Origin of the sequence: Vibrio sp. J383 (assembly GCF_023503985.1) — a bacterium.
GTDB lineage: Bacteria > Pseudomonadota > Gammaproteobacteria > Enterobacterales > Vibrionaceae > Vibrio > Vibrio splendidus.
On the sequence record NZ_CP097293.1, the window covers coordinates 3,334,369 to 3,351,372 of the forward strand.

Genomic DNA, 17,004 nt, shown 5'->3' on the forward strand with positions numbered 1-17,004 from the left:
AGCTCTTCCTGAAAATAGTCGAGTTAGAATTTTGCCGTATTGTAGATCATGGTTAAGGCTTCGACTAGTTTTCTTGTAGAAAAGACACCCTTGGGCAGGATTTTAGTTGGAAATCGATAAAATGAAGAATATTCCACTAGCTCAGATAGGGAACAAACAAAAAATTGGCAAGCTACCTCAAACAACCAAATAGATCTAGCAAGGCGCTGCAAGGATGGGGACAGATACTTTGACAAAAAAAAGCCCCGCATAAAATATGCGAGGCTTCCTATTCTTTCAAAGCGGATGTTCCTTTCAAACACCCGCTCTATAAACCGTTAGCTTATAGCTCTTCGTTTTCTTCTTCTTTCTCTGCGCCTTTCTCTTCAAGAACAGCAGGAGTCAGTAGCAATTCACGAAGCTTAGTGTCAAGTTCCAGAGCGATCTCTGGGTTTTCACGTAGGTGCTTACAAGAGTTCGATTTACCTTGGCCGATCTTGTCGCCTTTGTAGCTGTACCAAGCGCCCGCTTTCTCTACTAGCTTATTCTTAACACCTAAATCGATAAGCTCACCTTCGCGGTTGAAGCCTTTGCCGTAAAGGATTTGAGTTTCAGCTTGTTTGAATGGTGCAGCAATCTTGTTCTTAACAACCTTGATACGAGTCTCGTTACCAACAACTTCATCACCATCTTTGATTGCACCAGTACGGCGAATATCAAGACGAACAGATGCGTAGAACTTAAGTGCATTACCACCTGTAGTTGTTTCTGGGTTACCAAACATCACACCAATTTTCATACGAATTTGGTTAATGAAGATAGCCATACAGTTAGACTGTTTAAGGTTACCTGTCAGCTTACGCATTGCTTGAGAAAGCATACGCGCTTGCAAGTTTTACACAACCAACACTTCCAATATAAAGTATAAAGAAGGATATAAAAACATATAGAACAACACTTTATTTAATACCAATCCATTTGATTCTATCTTACACTCTAGTTGACACCATCAATCAGGAAGACTGGGTAAGAAATAATGCAAAAGCATCAAGGGTATGATCGTTGCGAAGAAAAGTTAGAGCAGATCTTATTGCGTAATTATGCAGTTAATATTCAGACTGGACTTGAAACTAGATTTGGCGCACTTGAAAGTCCACGACGAGCCGTCAGGACATTGTCTAGTTTTCTAGATTTCATAATCGCTCAAGATATCGTGATAGAACATTGTGAAGAGTTGTCTCTTCTCTTCCATAGCTATCAGCATCTCATGATGTCCGAAAATCAACACTTATCTCCGACCACCATCGAATCCGACCTGAATGCATTACGGTATACATTGGAGGCTCTACAATCATCTAAGGTTTTTCCTAATGGCCACCTTGCTCCTGTAATGAAGCAATACAACGATGCTCTTTACAAAAATGCTGAGCACGATGGGAGGAAGGTGCTGGGAGGGTTACAACTTCCGAATGAGTCAACAGATAATAAAATCCCTTTGGCCGTTCGATTAAATGTTCCTGCCGATGAATTCCTAGAGTCCCTCGTTTCAAATATTCGTCGGCATAGAAACACTCTGCTGCATATAGCCCGAAGCTATCTAGAGGAAGCGAATGCTCGGTTAGATTATCGTGAATTTGCTATTAACTTCACTCCTAAAGCCATGTTTGACAACCCCAAAAACCTTACCCTAGGCGTTTCTCAAAAAAATGCCCAATATAGTTTGTTCAATGATAAGCGACTTGGGGAAGTGGCGAAGATGAACATGATCTCTTATCTACACCACAAACACAGTGGCATTCTTAATGATGATTTCAATGGTCGATTTTACTTATATTCCTTTGGTGGGACTGTTGAATTACGAGAGTATTTTGGCTTGTCATCTTTATCGGCTGTGGCGGCTCAAATCATTATTGTAATCGAGTCAGGCATCAATGTTACAAATCTCAGGTCAATGAAAGTTGATGCAAATGGTGGCCTAAAAGACTCTTTTAGAAAAACTGATGATGGCTTCAATATCATTCATGAAAAACTACGAGCAGGCTCTAAACGAAACAAGCAAATGGTGTTAGTTGACGATTCATATATCAACATCGAGTACGCTTTTGACTACCTTCTTCGTTCAACCGAACACTACCGCAAATTCGTCATCCCTGAAGATAAAGATTACCTTTTCATTCACGATACTATGCAGGTCGAAGGAACAGTATGTCGAATGTCTGACTTCCCATTTAAACATGGCTTTAAGAGTTTGTTAAAGGTAGCTCGTGACAAAATATTAAACGATCCTCAATGGTGCGAACAGGTAACAGTAAAAGACATTGATGATCTTCTTCTTCATGAACCTAATGCCCAGCAATTACGTGTAAGTGAAGGCATACTCAGATGGTACGATAGTGGTGGTGACAGTCTTGCAGCCGCAAGTTATCTTGGGAACTCTGAATCTGTAGCCTTAAAAAACTACATTCCTAAAGAGCTTCAGGGGGTGCTATTTAGCCACCAGATAAGTAAATTCCAACATCTACTATTAGCTGCTGCAACAGACAAACAAACTTACCAAGCTGAAGTTCTAGGCCTACAGTCTCAAAGTGGCGCTAACGATTATTACGAAGACTATATCACCCAGCTTGACGCTATGAATCCTCACTGGAGGAAGCTAGCAGAAAGCAAAGAGATAAAACTGAAGAAGAATAACGAGAAAGCATTCGCACTTATAATGAATGAGGCAACATTATTAAACCTCTACACCGCTTTTAATAATGAGAACAAGGCTCTTAAAGACGGTAATAGCCCAGATGAAGAAACAAGCCTAAGGAGCACTGTGTTTAAAAACTTAGTTTCTTACATAAATGGATACGGAAAAGGTGAGCAGCGAAGGATGCTCCAGAAAATCATTCTTAGCGGGAGAGGTTCATAGTGATGCAATTATTTATCGGCAATCTAGCTCTGGCTCCAGCCCTTGAAACTGAAGAATTCAATATTGATCTAGATGATCTATCTAAGTGGCGCGCCAACTGGCTAGACAGTGAATTCAGCGATAACATCTGGCAATTAAAACACTGTAAAACGCCATTGAATTTCCGAGCACGATTGACCAATGGGGAGTTCCTGACTGATACGAAGTATACATCGCTACTTAATACTATTAAGAAAGTTGTGTTTCTAAAAAGATCAGGCCATTTAGCCAACCTAAAAGGCAAAATGACAACAAGATCAAAAACTCAATATACATTGGCTAGGGTACTAATTTCATTTGCTCAATACCTAGTGAACCATGGTCACTTTGAGGGTAAAAAAGGGTTCGGAACCTTATCAGAAACGATCTTTGATGACATAGTGAAACTCTATATTGAAGGAGGAAGGGATGCTGTATCCGGCCACCTAGTGATTATTGAAGATGCAATTAAAAACCTAAAACAGATCAATAAATTAGATTGCATCCTAGATTCAAGTGGCGCGTTTAATAATGCTGCATTTAACTCGGTCACAGGTATTGGTTCAGATGTCACAGACTACCTTTCTGATTTGTCGAAAGATAAGTTGAAGAAGTATGTTACGTTCAAGGAACATGTAAAAAGCGTGTCTGGTAACAAAACTGAATTCAATAATGCAACACCACTAAAGCAAACTCGACAGGAAAATTCTAGAGGTAAAGAGGGGACTGTCATCCCATCAAAAATTTCTGATACAGCTTTAGGTACATTGATTTCGGCTCTGAACACCCTTAGTGATTATCAAATTGCCCTAAAAAATTCAGAGTTGGCTTACTTTAAGGCTTTCACAGCAACCTCAAAAGATTACGCAGATTCGTATTATGAATCAAGACGAACGCCGAATATCCCTACTGATATAGCTCTTGCGTACATTGACTCTGCCGTTGGATTTGTCCATGAACATGGGGATAATATTGTGAGCGCACTTGAAGACTGTCGAAAACAAATAGATCACGAAGTTGAAACAAGAAAAAAACCCCGCAAAGACCATGTTATGAAGTGCATAACAGTCCCACGCAACAGCACTACTATAAAATATGACGTCAACCGATATAACATCATCCCCCCTAGGTCTAGCATACAAGAAAAGCGAGATACCGTATCTTTAGAAATCCTTCTTGAGATTTTTCAATCCGCTGTTTTCATTTTATTGGCTACGTTTTCCTGTAAGCGATTTCAAGATGTAATTCCGGTTAAACAAGCAGCCAATACCATTGGTTACACAGGGGTCAACAATATTAAGTTCGGCTTATCAAAAGCAGATCCACTTGAAGTTCTTCGTGCGACAGGGAGGCCTGTTCCGCGAGTTGTTGCAGATGCCTTCGACAACTTGGTTAGAATTAACAGCTTACTACTAAAAGAACCTGATGCTTCGTCCGCTAGCTTATTTCAGAAAGAACTTATTCTCGGAGCAAAACTAGAACGCTTCGATAATACTGAGATGAGTCGAGATACTTTAATTAGAAGACTTCTTCAATTCGCTGATTTTATGGAAATTCCAACAGTGGTGGCAAATGGAGTTGAAAGTCGTTGGTATCTCAATCGCATGCACATGCTACGTAGGTTCTTTGCTTGTGCTTACTACCACACTCAAGACAAACAACACCTCCCAGCCTTAACTTGGCTAATGGGACATGCTGACACTCAGCAGACGATGCATTACGTCACACAAAATCTAACAAATGCAGAGATGACCTCTAGTGAAGCTGCAAGTGTGATTGCTTCAACCATTTCTAGTATGGATGATGATAAAGATGTTGTTAAAGAATTAAGCAACCTCTTCGGGGATAGCACAATGGGAGTTGCGGTCGCTAGAGATGAAAGACGACTTGAAAGGCGCATCCAAGAGCTAATAACAAAAGGCTATCGAGTCATCAAAAAAGTATCAGGTGAACTAGTGATCCTCGGTTCTAACTATGAGGAGGACGCAAGCAATGCCAAATAACCAGATGTCAAGCAACCATCAAAGTAGTATTGGTAAACAAAAAAGTGCGGTTCAAATTGAACTCCGTTTTAAACTAATGGAAGCTATTTCCAGAGACAACCATAACATTGAAATTACTGATGAAATTTTAAAAGCTATGGAATCAGATAAAGCATTACTCAGCTTCTCTGGGGTTATTGAAGGTATAAATTTCGGCTGTGGCCTGAGTGAATTTAAACCTATAACAAGGAACACTGTAAAAAGCCACGGGAAACTCGAAAGGATTCAATTACGACGTGAAGAAGTTAAAATTAAGCTACTAACACCTTTAGCAGAAAGCACGACCGTCAACTTCCCGGCTCAGAAGAATCTAACTAAATCGGAAGAGCTAGAAGAGGAGAAACTCAAGGTGAAAAAACTGAATAGTGAGTTGGCATCTCTCAGAAGCGCTTACAAAAATTTGCTTAGAACAGTTAAAAGTAAGCTACCACTTGATCCTGATATTGACAGTATTGTTCGGTCACACAACCAACAAAGCCTTACAAGGCAACGAGTAAATATGAAGGTGATAAAATGAGTAAGAAAAGTAATTCTAGGTTTGATTCACCGACGATCATCTACGGAAACATGGATATCCCCTTCCACCGCCCATTCTCCGCCGTATTTCGCTATGAAAATGGCCAAATATGTTGGCCTTTAACGGATTACTTTGCGGCTCAACAACGAACAAGTCTTGCTGACTCTACGCTAAAGAGTTACGTAACATATCTTAATGATATAGCTAAATTTATGTCTAGCGTCTCACCTCAAAACAAGATTTTTCAATTCTCAGGAGCAAGTGACTCTATGTTTATTGAATTCAGAAGCTGGCTTAAAACCAACACGACACTGAATAACAAAGGCATCAACGATCGTCTAAAAACACTTATAAATGTTTTATTCTATATTCAAGAAGAATATGAGGCTGAAACCGCAGAAGGTAACCCAATAATCAAAATCAAGGGGGATGACATCCCTATAGCTGGAGTTGAGGTTGAAGAGCGAGTTAACCCAAAAAAACCGGGGACTACATATTTCAGGCATCAAACATTCTTGCCCGAACAAAAGTACACACCTCGCTCTCCTATCACTACCGAAGCAATAATTGAAGCCGAAGAAATCATAAAGAAGCACTCAAAAATTAATTCCCCACAGGCTTATTATAATAGTGAAGTTCTGCGTCTCGCGACAGATATTTTAGAAGCTACAGGTATTCGAGCGGGAGAGTTAGTACGAATGGGAATGTCAACATTGGACTTGTTACGACAGCAACTCAATGGCAATAATAAAACGCTCAGTGACCTTTTAAAATCACCTGACGCTGTCATCCAAAAATATTTAACAGCCTCCGAAATACAAGAACTTTTAGATGTCATTCTAAAGTTCATGGATGAATCTAGTGAGATTGTTTGGCTTCTGGTAATCACCAATAAATCAACAGTAAATGCAGGACTTCCACGACTGGTTCCAATTGGTAGGGTATTAGCTGAGGACATCATAGATTTTTACGATGATTTCGTCCTAGATATGATAGACCTAAATGAACAGAAAAGAGCAACGATAAGGCGGCACGCTTGTGGATTCATCATTCCAAAATATGATGGGAAGCCGTTCTTTAATCCAAAAGATGTTGGCAGTAGCCCAGATGAAGAATCAGACGGTGATGGTAAGCTTTTTAGTACCGCTTATAGTAACAAAGTAGGCCAACTAGCTAAAAACAAGATCAGTCCACACTTGTTCCGCCATCGGTTTATTACTAATCTCGTCGTAAAGATGCTCGAAGAAACAGAAAGTAGAGATAGTCAGTCTCTCTCCGTAATATTAAAACGCATATCAAGATTGACGGGGCACGCCTGTATAGAATCATTATGGCACTATATTGAGGATGGCAAGATCGTGCTGCAAAACAGACTGACCATACGAAAGAAAAAAGTTAGTCAGGATTTTGATAAACTGTGCAAGAGATATGGTCAAGATCCAAACTCTGAGTTCCTTCAAGAAATGAGACGCCTTTGTCAGTCTTAATGTTCACGAAGCGACACTGTTCCTGCAAAACTGGCCCCTGTAAATAGTTCAGTTCTCTATTGTTCTTTGCCTAAACGTTAAATTCACTCGTATCTAATCACTGTTCTAACTTTGCTCTAATCTGGGACAGTTCCTCATACCCTGCATCGCCACAAAATCCATTCATTTCGTTTTTCACCAGATTAATGAGTATCTCCAACTGTTCTTTAGTCAGGGTCAGTTCTATGCTTGAACCATCCATTTTCAATTACCCACTTCAATCGTCAATATGACATAACAACTCATGCCACTCATTACGGTATGTATAGCATAAAAACCGAACTTCACACAACCACACTTAATATATAAGGTATTGATTATAAACACTTAAAACTAGATTAGTGCAAATAAAGAACAATGACGTTCTGACATTTTTCGGTTAAAGTAATTGCTTAATGACACTCTAACTCAGAGTCAATTAATTAATCACATAAGAGCCAAAATTAGGGTTTTAGATTATGAAAAAGATACTGCCAAACCTAGAAGAATTTAGATTGAACGGGACACCATACCCAGTAGTTGATCCTAGTACGCTGCCTGTTGACGTTTTGGCGGCACTAGATAGGTATATGCGAGGTAGAACAGTCAGTCATCCTGTTTATATCTACATACAGGATTGGGTGGGGTTTTGTAGTGCAGTAGAGAGAGGTGACATTAGTATTTAATGCAACTCGCAACCAAGGGTTGGTGTATCGAGGTATTGTGACCACTCCCTAGTTGCTTGTTAACAACCTCCTATTATTCATAAGTGTAGTGGTCAACGAAAGCTACTCATTCAAATACAACTCTGCCATCCCATCTAAACGGTTTTTTACTTCTTTCCAGTTCGGCATAACACTGGTTAGTAAGCGCCAGAACTTCTCACTGTGGTTGTGCTCGGCGATGTGACAAAGCTCGTGCAGAATAACGTAGTCAATGCACTCTTTAGGCGCTTTAATGAGGTGTGGGTTCAGCATCAAGTTTCCTTTAGCCGAGCAGCTTCCCCATTGTTTACTCATGGGAAGAACACGAAAGCTTGGGATACCATCAACCCAATTGGCTTGCGGAAGTAATTCAGATAAACGCTCATGGAAAATACGTTCTGCACGTACCTTGTACCAATTACGCACGAATGCTCGAACCATGGCTGTTTTATCTTCATTGAAACGAGTTAATGTGACCAGCAACTTGCCGCGAGTCATTTTTACAGTTGGTAGTGCTTCGGCATCTTCCACGATCTTCAATACGTAACGACGACCAAGGTAGAACTGCATTTCACCGCTGACGTAATGTTTAGGTTGGACGTATTCCAGATGGCTACGAAACTCTTTCAACGCATCGTAAATCCATGAGGCACGCTTCATCACAGCTTGGTGAATGTCGTTACGCTCTGCATCTTTTGGAGCAGTAATGACCACCTCACAATTAGGATGAACCTTGATGGTGATTTTACGTTTCTTACCGTCTAAATGAGGTTTGCGGACGACTTCGTAACACAAAGCTTCGTCGCCATAGACGAAGCTGTATTCTTCTTTGTTACCTTCACTGGAGCTTACCGACGTCATTAATGGTGCCCTGACACGCCAAGGCGGGTAATTTTGATGACATCAGTAATGATGGCTTGGGTTTTATCCATGCCTATCGCTTTGAATAAAACAGGGATTAACTTACGTCGGATCTGATTCTCTATTTCTTGAGGATTAATGGAAAACTCAGCAACTGCGGCAGTAACGATTTCATCGATTTGTAATGCATAGTTAAAGCACTCGTCTTCTGGCAAAACATTACCCCCTAAATGATGAGGAAACAGGCCATAGAATGCTTGAACATGCCGTTTGATTTTTGGATCAAGTTCTGCGAAACGATCCGTCGGCATGCCTTTCACATCGCGTTCTTTTACCTGCTCTTCAAAATCAGCAAATAGCAGATATTGCTTTACAGGTGCATCGAACATCTCTTTTGCTTGTTGAATTGCTTGCCTAAGCAGTTTCGAGAAGTATTCTTGGGCATACGGGTCATCGGCAAGGTCTTGTTCGATCATTTTAGTGACACGACCAGTGATCTTATCTTTTTGGTTGCGAGCTTCATCGTCGGTGAGTTGCTCAGGCTTAATATCCTTACCCATATTCCCAACTAGATAAGCACCTTTCGACTCTTCAATTTCAACACCTGCAATATGCTTATCCAACATGGTACGGATATTTTCAGCGTACTCATCATAATCAATAGTCTCTTCGGCATCTTCACGAACTTGCTTACGTAATTCAGCCATGGACTTGAGCGTTTTCTTATAGAGGTCTCGTTTATCGTCAAAGCTTTTATCTTCAAAGTAAGTTGCTGATTGCAGTGCCACTTTTAAACAATTTGAAAAAGCAGTGAGCGTAGAGTAGAAGTCATCACGTTTTTTCTGGTTGGTATCGGTAAGTTGCCCATCAATGGTATCAATTTTCGGAGCGAGCACTTGGCGTAGTGCTGGGCCATCTTGTTTGTTGGGTACTTCAGCAAAAATCGCCCACAGCTCACTGTATAAACCGGGTAGTTTTTTGTATTCCGTATCCATGCGATTATAAAGACCTTTTAAGTCTTCAATATCAAAACCACCTTGGGTACGCTCGGCAAGATCTTGATAATCGGCAATGGTCGCATCCAACTCTTTTAAAATGCCACGGTAGTCGATGAGGTAACCGAACTCTTTCTTCTGATGCAGGCGGTTTACCCGAGCAATGGCTTGGATCAGATTGTGTTGCTTCAGTGGCTTATCGATGTAAAGCACGGTGTTCTTTGGCTCATCAAACCCTGTGAGTAGCTTATCAACCACGATCATGATGTCTGGGCCATCATCCTTACCGAACTCTTCGATAATATGTTTAGTGTAAGCTTTTTCATCTTGACCAAAATCAGAGCTGAGGACATTCTCTTTCCACCAATTCTGAACGATGTCCGTGCTTTCACCATCAACTGTATCGTGCCCCTCACGCGTATCAGGCGGAGACATAGCAACAACCGAGATTACCTTACCTATTTTATCGAGAAGCTTCTTATATTGGATTGCAGAGGCTTTAGAGTCACAAGCAAGCTGACCTTTTAAGCCCTGACGCTTAAAGTTTTGGAAATGATCCGAAATATCATGAGCAATAAGCTCGATTCGCCCCTCGGTTTGATAGATCTGACCTTTCTGAGCAAACTTCCTTTTCAAGTCGGTGCGCTGTTTTTCGGTGAGCTTATCGGTGATTCGATCAAACCACGCATCTAACGCTTTATCGTTGGTGCTCAGATCTGGTACACGCTCTTCATACAAGAGTGGCGTGACTGTTTTGTCTTCCACAGCTTGCTGCATTGTGTAGGAATGGATGATCTTACCAAACTTATTTTCAGTCTTGTCGTCTTGTAGCAGCGGTGTACCTGTAAAACCGATATAAGCGGCTTTCGGTAGAGCTTGCTGCATACGAATATTGTTCTCACCGTTTTGGCTACGGTGGCCTTCATCAACTAGCACAATCATATCTGGGCTGTCGTTATAGCACTCTTCCAACTCAATCGCTGTACCAAATTTATTGATGATGGAGAAGATAATACGCTCATTACCTTTACCAATTTGTTCAGCAAGACGTCGCCCTGTTGTTGCCATCGAGGCTTTACGATCTTTTTCTGATAACGCACCACCAGAGGCAAAGGTACTCGCTAGTTGGTCTTCTAAATCAACACGGTCGGTTACGACCACTACTCGACATTTAGCCAGTTCTTTAATCCATATGAGTGCCTTCGATAAAAACACCATGGTAAACGACTTACCTGAACCTGTGGTATGCCATATCACACCGCCATTACGTGCGCCTTTCTCATCAAAAGAGGTCACACGTTCAATCAAGGCTTTGATGCCGAATACTTGTTGATAACGGGCAACAATCTTGCCCGCTTTTTTATCAAACAGGGTGAATAGCTGAGTCATTTCCAGTAGTCGGTCATGACGCAGTAGTGAAACCAATAAGCGGTCTTGGTCTGTCACCACTAACTCACCGCCAGCGACTAAAGATAGGTATTCATCACGTACTTTAGCTGGGCGATGACCAAAGATTCTATCTAGGCTGTTTTGCTCAAGAGGTTTGTTCTTTAAGCGCTCAAAAGTGGCTTCGGTGATCTCTTCTTCTTTCCACTTTGCCCAGAACTTACTTGGCGTACCACACGTTCCGTATAAGCCCTCGTGACCATTAACCGACAGTAATAGTTGGCTATAAGCAAACAGATGAGGGATCTCATCGACCTTCTGATTGCGAATATTTTGAGAAATACCCTCAGCGACGGTCGGCTTACCTCCGTGGGACGAATCAGGACGTTTGGCTTCAATCACGACCCAAGGCAGGCCATTTACAAAGCAAACAATGTCTGGAATTCGGTTGGCAGTACCATGAGCATTTTCAACGACAAGCTCTTCGGTGAAGTGAAACTGGTTATTGTTAGGCGTTTGCCAGTCAATTACATTGATGGTTGGGCTGGTTTTCTTACCATCAACAAACTCGGTCACGCCGATGCCGTAAGTGAGTGCGTTATAGAGTTTTTCATTCGCCGTTTTCAACCCTTCATTCATAGCTGGGTTAGCTAACTCGTGGACAATTTTGTCGATAGCCGCTTCTGATAATTGGTGATCTTTCCCCATGAATGAGTAGGTTTTGTGTTTGAGCACATCACGCAATACATCAGGTAAAATGACGTTAGAAAGGTTGCCACGCTTTATCACGCACTCACTCGGTGAAATAAATTGATAGCCAAGGTTGGTCAGCAAGGTTAATGCTGGGATTTTGGCGCTTTGCTCTTCACGGAAGTTGGGTACGTTACCTGACATGGTTGTCCTTTATTTATCGATTCGTTTTTATTTTTATGATTTTTAATGTTGTTTGCGTTTCTTAGCTTGATTGAAGTCGATGACGTTATTTGGAATAGTGGCAATCTCTTCGTAGTATTCATTGACCGCTTGGTTAAGTTCAGCATTCATTTCGTCAAAGTAGCCGTCATCTGGAATTCCGCGCTTAACCATTTCTGCGTGCATCATCTGTCGGCGCAGAGACCCAAATAACTGACGTATCAGCTTATCCTCATTGTCGCCTAACTCGCTATAAGTCTGCATCCAATCAATAAACATCTCTTCATCAGGGTGAAAGTGCTCTTTCTTCTGTTTAGTCGAGCGAATCAAGCCATTGATCCACTCATCAAAACTCGCCGACTCTTCATGCCCATCAGGTAGAGAGCCAACTTGGTAAACTCGGTCTTCAAACTGCCAAGCGACATCATTAATGTGGCTCTGTACGCTGCGATCACCACGTTGGCAAAGGATAGGCTTAGGATGAAGCTTGATGAATTCATTGAACATCTCCTCAAAGCTCTCTTCATCGCACAGTTCAAACTCTTCACCAAAGAACTGCATGTTGTTAAAAAGTCTCTCAAGTAGTTGATTGGTGAACTCTGCCCAATCGCCCTTTTGAATGCCAACAAACACCATGGAATAGCGAGTTTCAACATGCATGGCGATCAGCACTTTCTTTCGTTGGACGTTTATCGCATGAACTAGCCAAGCACTAATAAGTGGTTGGGTGCTGAACGCATTTACGTGGTCTGAACCACTGACAGTGTCCGTCGGCGAGGCTTCTAGTGGAGAGACTTTTTTGCCATTGCGTTTCACGGTAAAAAAGTCCGCAGCGGCCTTGGTACAGTTAAATACTAACATTTGGTATACCTAGCTTTGACGGTAGCAACAATGTGTGATGCACTGCATCACACATTCCTAAAGTGAGTATTTGTAACAATAAGCGATGTACTATGCGACTTCCATATCATCAACTTTCACACGACGTTTACCCGTCAACAACTGCTGCATCAGTGCCTTTTTCTCTTGCTTAAAATGAGCAAGCTTGGCTTGAAGCGTTTCGATATCTTTGTCAGAAGCAGTAAGGACTAAGGCTATTCTTTCTATTTCATTTTTATCTTTTGGTAAATCAAACTTAAACTTGTGTAAATCACTCGTGTTTATTGAGTTAATTGTTGCTCCCAAGTTTTTATTCACCTGACGATAAAATAATGGTGATTGAAACAACTGGAATACAAATTCAGCGTATTTCCCACGGAACATCGTCATAAACGCACCATGGGCTTGACCACTGGCTTTATCGGTAATGTAAGCACTTTTACCTATCAGGTTACGGCTACCGTTCCGCACACAGATTAAGATGTCACCAATTCTAGTTTTAGACTCTTCTTTAATATGTGATGAGACATAGACATTATCTAAAAAGGATAATTTTCCACCTTGGATATTGGAAGAACGAAGTACCAAAGTACCTTCATCAACCACATCACTTGGAGAATAAGTTAGACCAGTAATACATTTACCAAGCTGCTTTAACTTAACCTCTTTCCACTCCCCCTCAAACGCCTTACCAGTTTCAGGATTAAGCAAACGCTTTTTACCCGTCAAAAGCTGCTGCATCAGGGCTTTTTTCTGCTGTTTACTGGTTTCAATCAGCTTTTCTGTGGTGGCAATCGCTTTGTCCCAAGTTGAGAGGATTTTGGCGATTTTGCGTTGTTCTGGAAGTGGGGGGAGTCCAACTTTTACCGCGTAAACAAGATCACTACTGATGTTACTAACAACTCCGCCTGCAGCAAGCCTTTTGTACTGTCTTTGGATTAATTCTGAACCCAGAATTTGAAGTAAAAAATTCTTTTCAAAGTGCTGCTCGTAGTTACGAAGAACAAACCAACCATCATGAATATAACCGTCAATATTCAAAATATATGGTTGACCATAACTCATTGAGTTAGAAACAATTACCTCACCTTTAGATACCTTTCTAGACTTTTTAGCACCTTCAGGTGTGATTCTTTCTTTAGTTGAGTTTATGTAGAGCTCGCCTTTTTTTGTGTCTCCAATTTTGATCCAGTTAACACCATCATCAGCGTCTGTCATAAAGTTAACAATTGGTCTAGGAGAACTACCTCTATCAAGTTTTAGAATGTTTTTAAATAATTTTAGCTCCCAGTTTTCGACATTAGGCACCATAACCCAACTCCTCTAGGTAACCTGCCATTTCTACTTCTAGCTCAGCTAGCTCATTTTGCAGAGCCAACCGTTCAGTGCGTACCGCAACCAAATCAATCTCTTCTTCTTCCTCAAAGGTATCGACATAGCGAGGAATATTGAGGTTGTAATCGTTCTCAGCAATCTCTTCGAGCGTTGCAAGGTATGAGTATTTGTCGGTGGTTTCACGCGCCTTGTAGGTATCGACAATCTTTTGAATATTCTCAGCCGTTAATACATTCTGGTTCTTGCCTGATTTGAACTCACGAGAGGCATCAATAAACAGTACCTTGTTATCGTCTTTTTGTTTTTTAAACAGAAGAATCGCGGCAGGAATACCTGTCCCAAAGAACAGCTTTTCAGGGAGACCAATGACAGTATCTAGCAGGTTTTCATCAATCAATTGCTTACGAATTTTACCTTCGCTTGATGCACGGAATAGTACACCATGAGGCACCACCACACCCATTCGGCCTGTTTGTGGTTTAAGCGTCTCAATCATGTGTGAGATAAACGCATAGTCACCTTTGGTCTTTGGCGGTACGCCACGGCGGAAGCGACCAAAGTGATCGTTACTAGCATCTTCAAATCCCCATTTATCTAGCGAAAACGGAGGGTTTGCCGTAACCACATCAAAGTGCAGCAGACCGCCTTCTTTATCCTGAAGCTTAGGGTTACGAATAGTATCGCCCCATTCAATGCGGTGGTTATCTTCACCGTGTAGGAACATGTTCATCTTCGCTAATGACCAAGTAGAGCCAATCGCTTCTTGGCCGAACAGTGCGTACTGCTTAGAGCCTGCAAAGTTGTTTTGAACTTGTTTACCACACTTCATTAGTAGTGAGCCGGAACCACACGCAGGGTCGCAAATCGTATCGCCTTGTTGCGGCTCTAGGATGATAGAAAGAAGATCGGAAACTTCTGGTGGGGTATAGAACTCACCCGCCGATTTACCGCTACCCGCAGCGAAATATTTAATTAGGTATTCGTAAGCGTTGCCAATAACATCTAATGTACCAACGCGGCTTGGGCGAAGGTTAAGCGTCTCTTTACCAAAGTCTTCTAGTAGATGGCGTAGGATGTCGTTTTTCTGCTTTTCGTCACCGAGCTTGTCAGTGTTAAAACTGATGTCTTGGAACACGTTCTTAAGCTTAGTACCGTTCGCTTCTTCAATCGCGTGCAGTGCTTGGTCAATTCGAGAGCCGTTACCTGCCTCATGGCGAGCTTCATACAGATCCCAGAACGTTGAACCTGTTGGGATCTTAAAAGACTGAGTTTCCATCATTGCTGTAATCAATTCAGGCTCGTCACCATACTCTTTAGCCAGCTCGTCAACTTTATCTTGATGCACATCAGAAATGTATTTCAAGAACAGCATAGTCAGGATGAAGTCTTTGTAGATGGATGGGTCTACGGTGCCTCGGAAAGTATCGCAGGCTGCCCAGACGGCTTTGTTAATGTCATCTTGATTGATTTTAGTGTGTGGCATGATTTTCCCAGTTAGTAGAGTTACTTACTTTAATGCTGAGATTCTACCATTAAGCCAAGCGAAAAGACTTGATGAAAGTGATGGTTCACATCGTATTATTTGATATGAAATCCTGATCATTTAGGGAAAAAGAAATGGAGGAGCAAAAATCAAGCTTGCTCCTATCCTATATGTTTAATTGCTGACTATTTTCACATTACTTTGTTTTTGAATACTTTTGGGAACCGTTCCTTTTGGCACGCATGGGATTGTAAAGGGTTCGTTTATGTTTCCTGCGGCAGGAAGAGGGATGTTATTACCATCTTCATCTTTCTTGTACCTAGCAACTCGTCTTACCGCGATTTTATTGCCCGCAACAGGGATACCTAAGTGCATGTTCCAACCTTTAAATATGGCTGATAACTTGCAAAGTAAGGAGTAACTCGTCGATTCATGCACAAGTGACTGTAAGTAGTTCCTCACCTGATATTCGACATCGTCTTCGGACTCTAAACCCAGTGATGAAATAACTCCAGTAAGGTAAGTCTCTGGTGATAGTGGTAACTCTTCAATTTGAACTTCCGTGAGTTTCTTTTTAATTAGGTAATGTGCAAACGCATAAATCGGCTCAGAGGCTTGGCTCTCAAGCCTGTATCTTTTGACAACCTCGCTAACAAAGCTAACGGACAGTGCAAGTTCACTATTCTTTTCTACAAAGTCTAAGATTTCAGGCGGCGGAAAAGACGTCCCCTGAGTCCCACGAAACGCAAACGGATTCTTCGTCAACTCGAATGCCTTTGCGAGCATTGCAATACGAGAAAGTACGCTAGGGTTAACTTTTACACCGGACATCGCCAATACTTGGGCGCGAGAACGGGTGTTACCCACATCAATATGGGCAAAGGACAAGTCATCGGTAACACCGTAAGTAACTGGAGCAATAAATCCGACTTGCGCATCGCAGGCCGCTTCAAGGCGGTGGTGCCCATTAAGAATTTCTCCGTCACTAGAAATGATGATTGGCTCTCCTGTCAGGCACCACTTTCTATCCTTCATCGCTTTACTGTAGTTTTTGACCTTATTTTTACTGATAGTCCTGTTCTTATTCTTTGGATTTATTATCCCTCGACGAGAGTATTCGAGCATGTCTCGGGCTAACTCAGGACTAATGAAAATAACAACATGCTTTAATCCTGTACGAACCTCTCGAACCCCAGAATAATATTTAGATTTACCTTGGAAAACGTCAGATATTACATCTCTTGAAAGTAGCTGACTGGAAGATTCTAGCAATTGTTGCGAACTGGCCAAAAAGCTTGATTCTTGTGTGTCACCAAAACGATCAACTAACGTGTTCACGATAGATGCCTCTAAGTTTTCATCTGATATTTCATGTGTATTTTCTGGAGACTTATCTGTCATTGGGTAATCCTCAGCGCTGGTGTGGCAATATAATGTTTAGGAACAGTAATTGAGTTAACATTAGCCTTATTAT

Annotated in this window: 10 protein-coding genes and 1 pseudogene; 4 read left to right on the forward strand and 7 right to left on the reverse strand. The window is 41.5% G+C overall.

Annotated features, from left to right (window positions below; translation table 11 throughout):
• Positions 1–322: 322 nt before the first annotated feature.
• A pseudogene (locus M4S28_RS14885) lies at positions 323–871 on the reverse strand (recombinase RecA family protein); the annotation flags it as partial.
• Positions 872–1,015: 144 nt separating this feature from the next.
• Between M4S28_RS14885 and M4S28_RS14890 the strand changes: the two are divergent.
• The 4 genes from M4S28_RS14890 to M4S28_RS14905 are packed head-to-tail and all read left to right on the forward strand — an operon-like array spanning position 1,016 to position 6,957.
• Positions 1,016–2,893: a hypothetical protein gene (locus M4S28_RS14890; RefSeq protein ID WP_249632029.1), complete on the forward strand. Its 1,878-nt coding sequence runs from the start codon at positions 1,016–1,018 to the stop codon at positions 2,891–2,893.
• A gap of 2 nt (positions 2,894–2,895) precedes the next feature.
• On the forward strand, positions 2,896–4,914 hold the full coding sequence (locus M4S28_RS14895; RefSeq protein ID WP_249632030.1) for a hypothetical protein: 2,019 nt from the start codon (positions 2,896–2,898) through the stop codon (positions 4,912–4,914).
• Positions 4,904–5,470: a hypothetical protein gene (locus M4S28_RS14900; protein ID WP_249632031.1), complete on the forward strand. Its 567-nt coding sequence runs from the start codon at positions 4,904–4,906 to the stop codon at positions 5,468–5,470. The genes M4S28_RS14895 and M4S28_RS14900 overlap by 11 nt, the downstream gene beginning before the upstream one ends.
• Positions 5,467–6,957, forward strand: coding sequence for a site-specific integrase (locus tag M4S28_RS14905; protein ID WP_249632032.1), 1,491 nt, complete (start codon positions 5,467–5,469; stop codon positions 6,955–6,957). The genes M4S28_RS14900 and M4S28_RS14905 overlap by 4 nt, the downstream gene beginning before the upstream one ends.
• Before the next feature lie 806 nt (positions 6,958–7,763).
• Here the strand turns inward: M4S28_RS14905 and M4S28_RS14915 are convergent.
• The 6 genes from M4S28_RS14915 to M4S28_RS14940 all read right to left on the reverse strand — a co-directional run bounded on the left by M4S28_RS14915 (position 7,764) and on the right by M4S28_RS14940 (position 16,931).
• Entirely contained in the window at positions 7,764–8,540 is a 777-nt protein-coding gene (locus M4S28_RS14915) for a M48 family metallopeptidase (RefSeq protein ID WP_249632033.1), read from the reverse strand.
• Positions 8,540–11,815 (reverse strand): type I restriction endonuclease subunit R, encoded by a 3,276-nt coding sequence (locus M4S28_RS14920; RefSeq protein WP_249632034.1) that lies wholly within the window; start codon positions 11,813–11,815, stop codon positions 8,540–8,542. The genes M4S28_RS14915 and M4S28_RS14920 overlap by 1 nt, the downstream gene beginning before the upstream one ends.
• 42 nt (positions 11,816–11,857) lie before the next feature.
• On the reverse strand, positions 11,858–12,694 hold the full coding sequence (locus tag M4S28_RS14925; RefSeq protein ID WP_249632035.1) for a DUF6933 domain-containing protein: 837 nt from the start codon (positions 12,692–12,694) through the stop codon (positions 11,858–11,860).
• 90 nt (positions 12,695–12,784) lie between these two features.
• Positions 12,785–14,023 carry a restriction endonuclease subunit S gene (locus tag M4S28_RS14930; protein ID WP_249632036.1) on the reverse strand — a complete coding sequence of 413 codons (1,239 nt, stop codon included), beginning with the start codon at positions 14,021–14,023 and terminating at the stop codon, positions 12,785–12,787.
• Complete coding sequence (locus tag M4S28_RS14935; RefSeq protein WP_249632037.1) at positions 14,013–15,530, reverse strand: type I restriction-modification system subunit M; 1,518 nt, start codon at positions 15,528–15,530, stop codon at positions 14,013–14,015. The genes M4S28_RS14930 and M4S28_RS14935 overlap by 11 nt, the downstream gene beginning before the upstream one ends.
• 174 nt (positions 15,531–15,704) lie before the next feature.
• Positions 15,705–16,931: a ParB N-terminal domain-containing protein gene (locus M4S28_RS14940; protein ID WP_249632038.1), complete on the reverse strand. Its 1,227-nt coding sequence runs from the start codon at positions 16,929–16,931 to the stop codon at positions 15,705–15,707.
• Between the last annotated feature and the right edge of the window lie 73 nt (positions 16,932–17,004).

Coding starts and splice junctions, on each gene's coding strand:
- M4S28_RS14940 (WP_249632038.1), bottom strand. CDS start 16,931: ATGACAGATAAGTCTCCAGAAAATACACATGAAATATCAGATGAAAAC.
- M4S28_RS14920 (WP_249632034.1), bottom strand. CDS start 11,815: ATGTCAGGTAACGTACCCAACTTCCGTGAAGAGCAAAGCGCCAAAATC.
- M4S28_RS14900 (WP_249632031.1), top strand. CDS start 4,904: ATGCCAAATAACCAGATGTCAAGCAACCATCAAAGTAGTATTGGTAAA.
- M4S28_RS14935 (WP_249632037.1), bottom strand. CDS start 15,530: ATGCCACACACTAAAATCAATCAAGATGACATTAACAAAGCCGTCTGG.
- M4S28_RS14895 (WP_249632030.1), top strand. CDS start 2,896: ATGCAATTATTTATCGGCAATCTAGCTCTGGCTCCAGCCCTTGAAACT.
- M4S28_RS14890 (WP_249632029.1), top strand. CDS start 1,016: ATGCAAAAGCATCAAGGGTATGATCGTTGCGAAGAAAAGTTAGAGCAG.
- M4S28_RS14930 (WP_249632036.1), bottom strand. CDS start 14,023: ATGGTGCCTAATGTCGAAAACTGGGAGCTAAAATTATTTAAAAACATT.
- M4S28_RS14915 (WP_249632033.1), bottom strand. CDS start 8,540: ATGACGTCGGTAAGCTCCAGTGAAGGTAACAAAGAAGAATACAGCTTC.
- M4S28_RS14925 (WP_249632035.1), bottom strand. CDS start 12,694: ATGTTAGTATTTAACTGTACCAAGGCCGCTGCGGACTTTTTTACCGTG.
- M4S28_RS14905 (WP_249632032.1), top strand. CDS start 5,467: ATGAGTAAGAAAAGTAATTCTAGGTTTGATTCACCGACGATCATCTAC.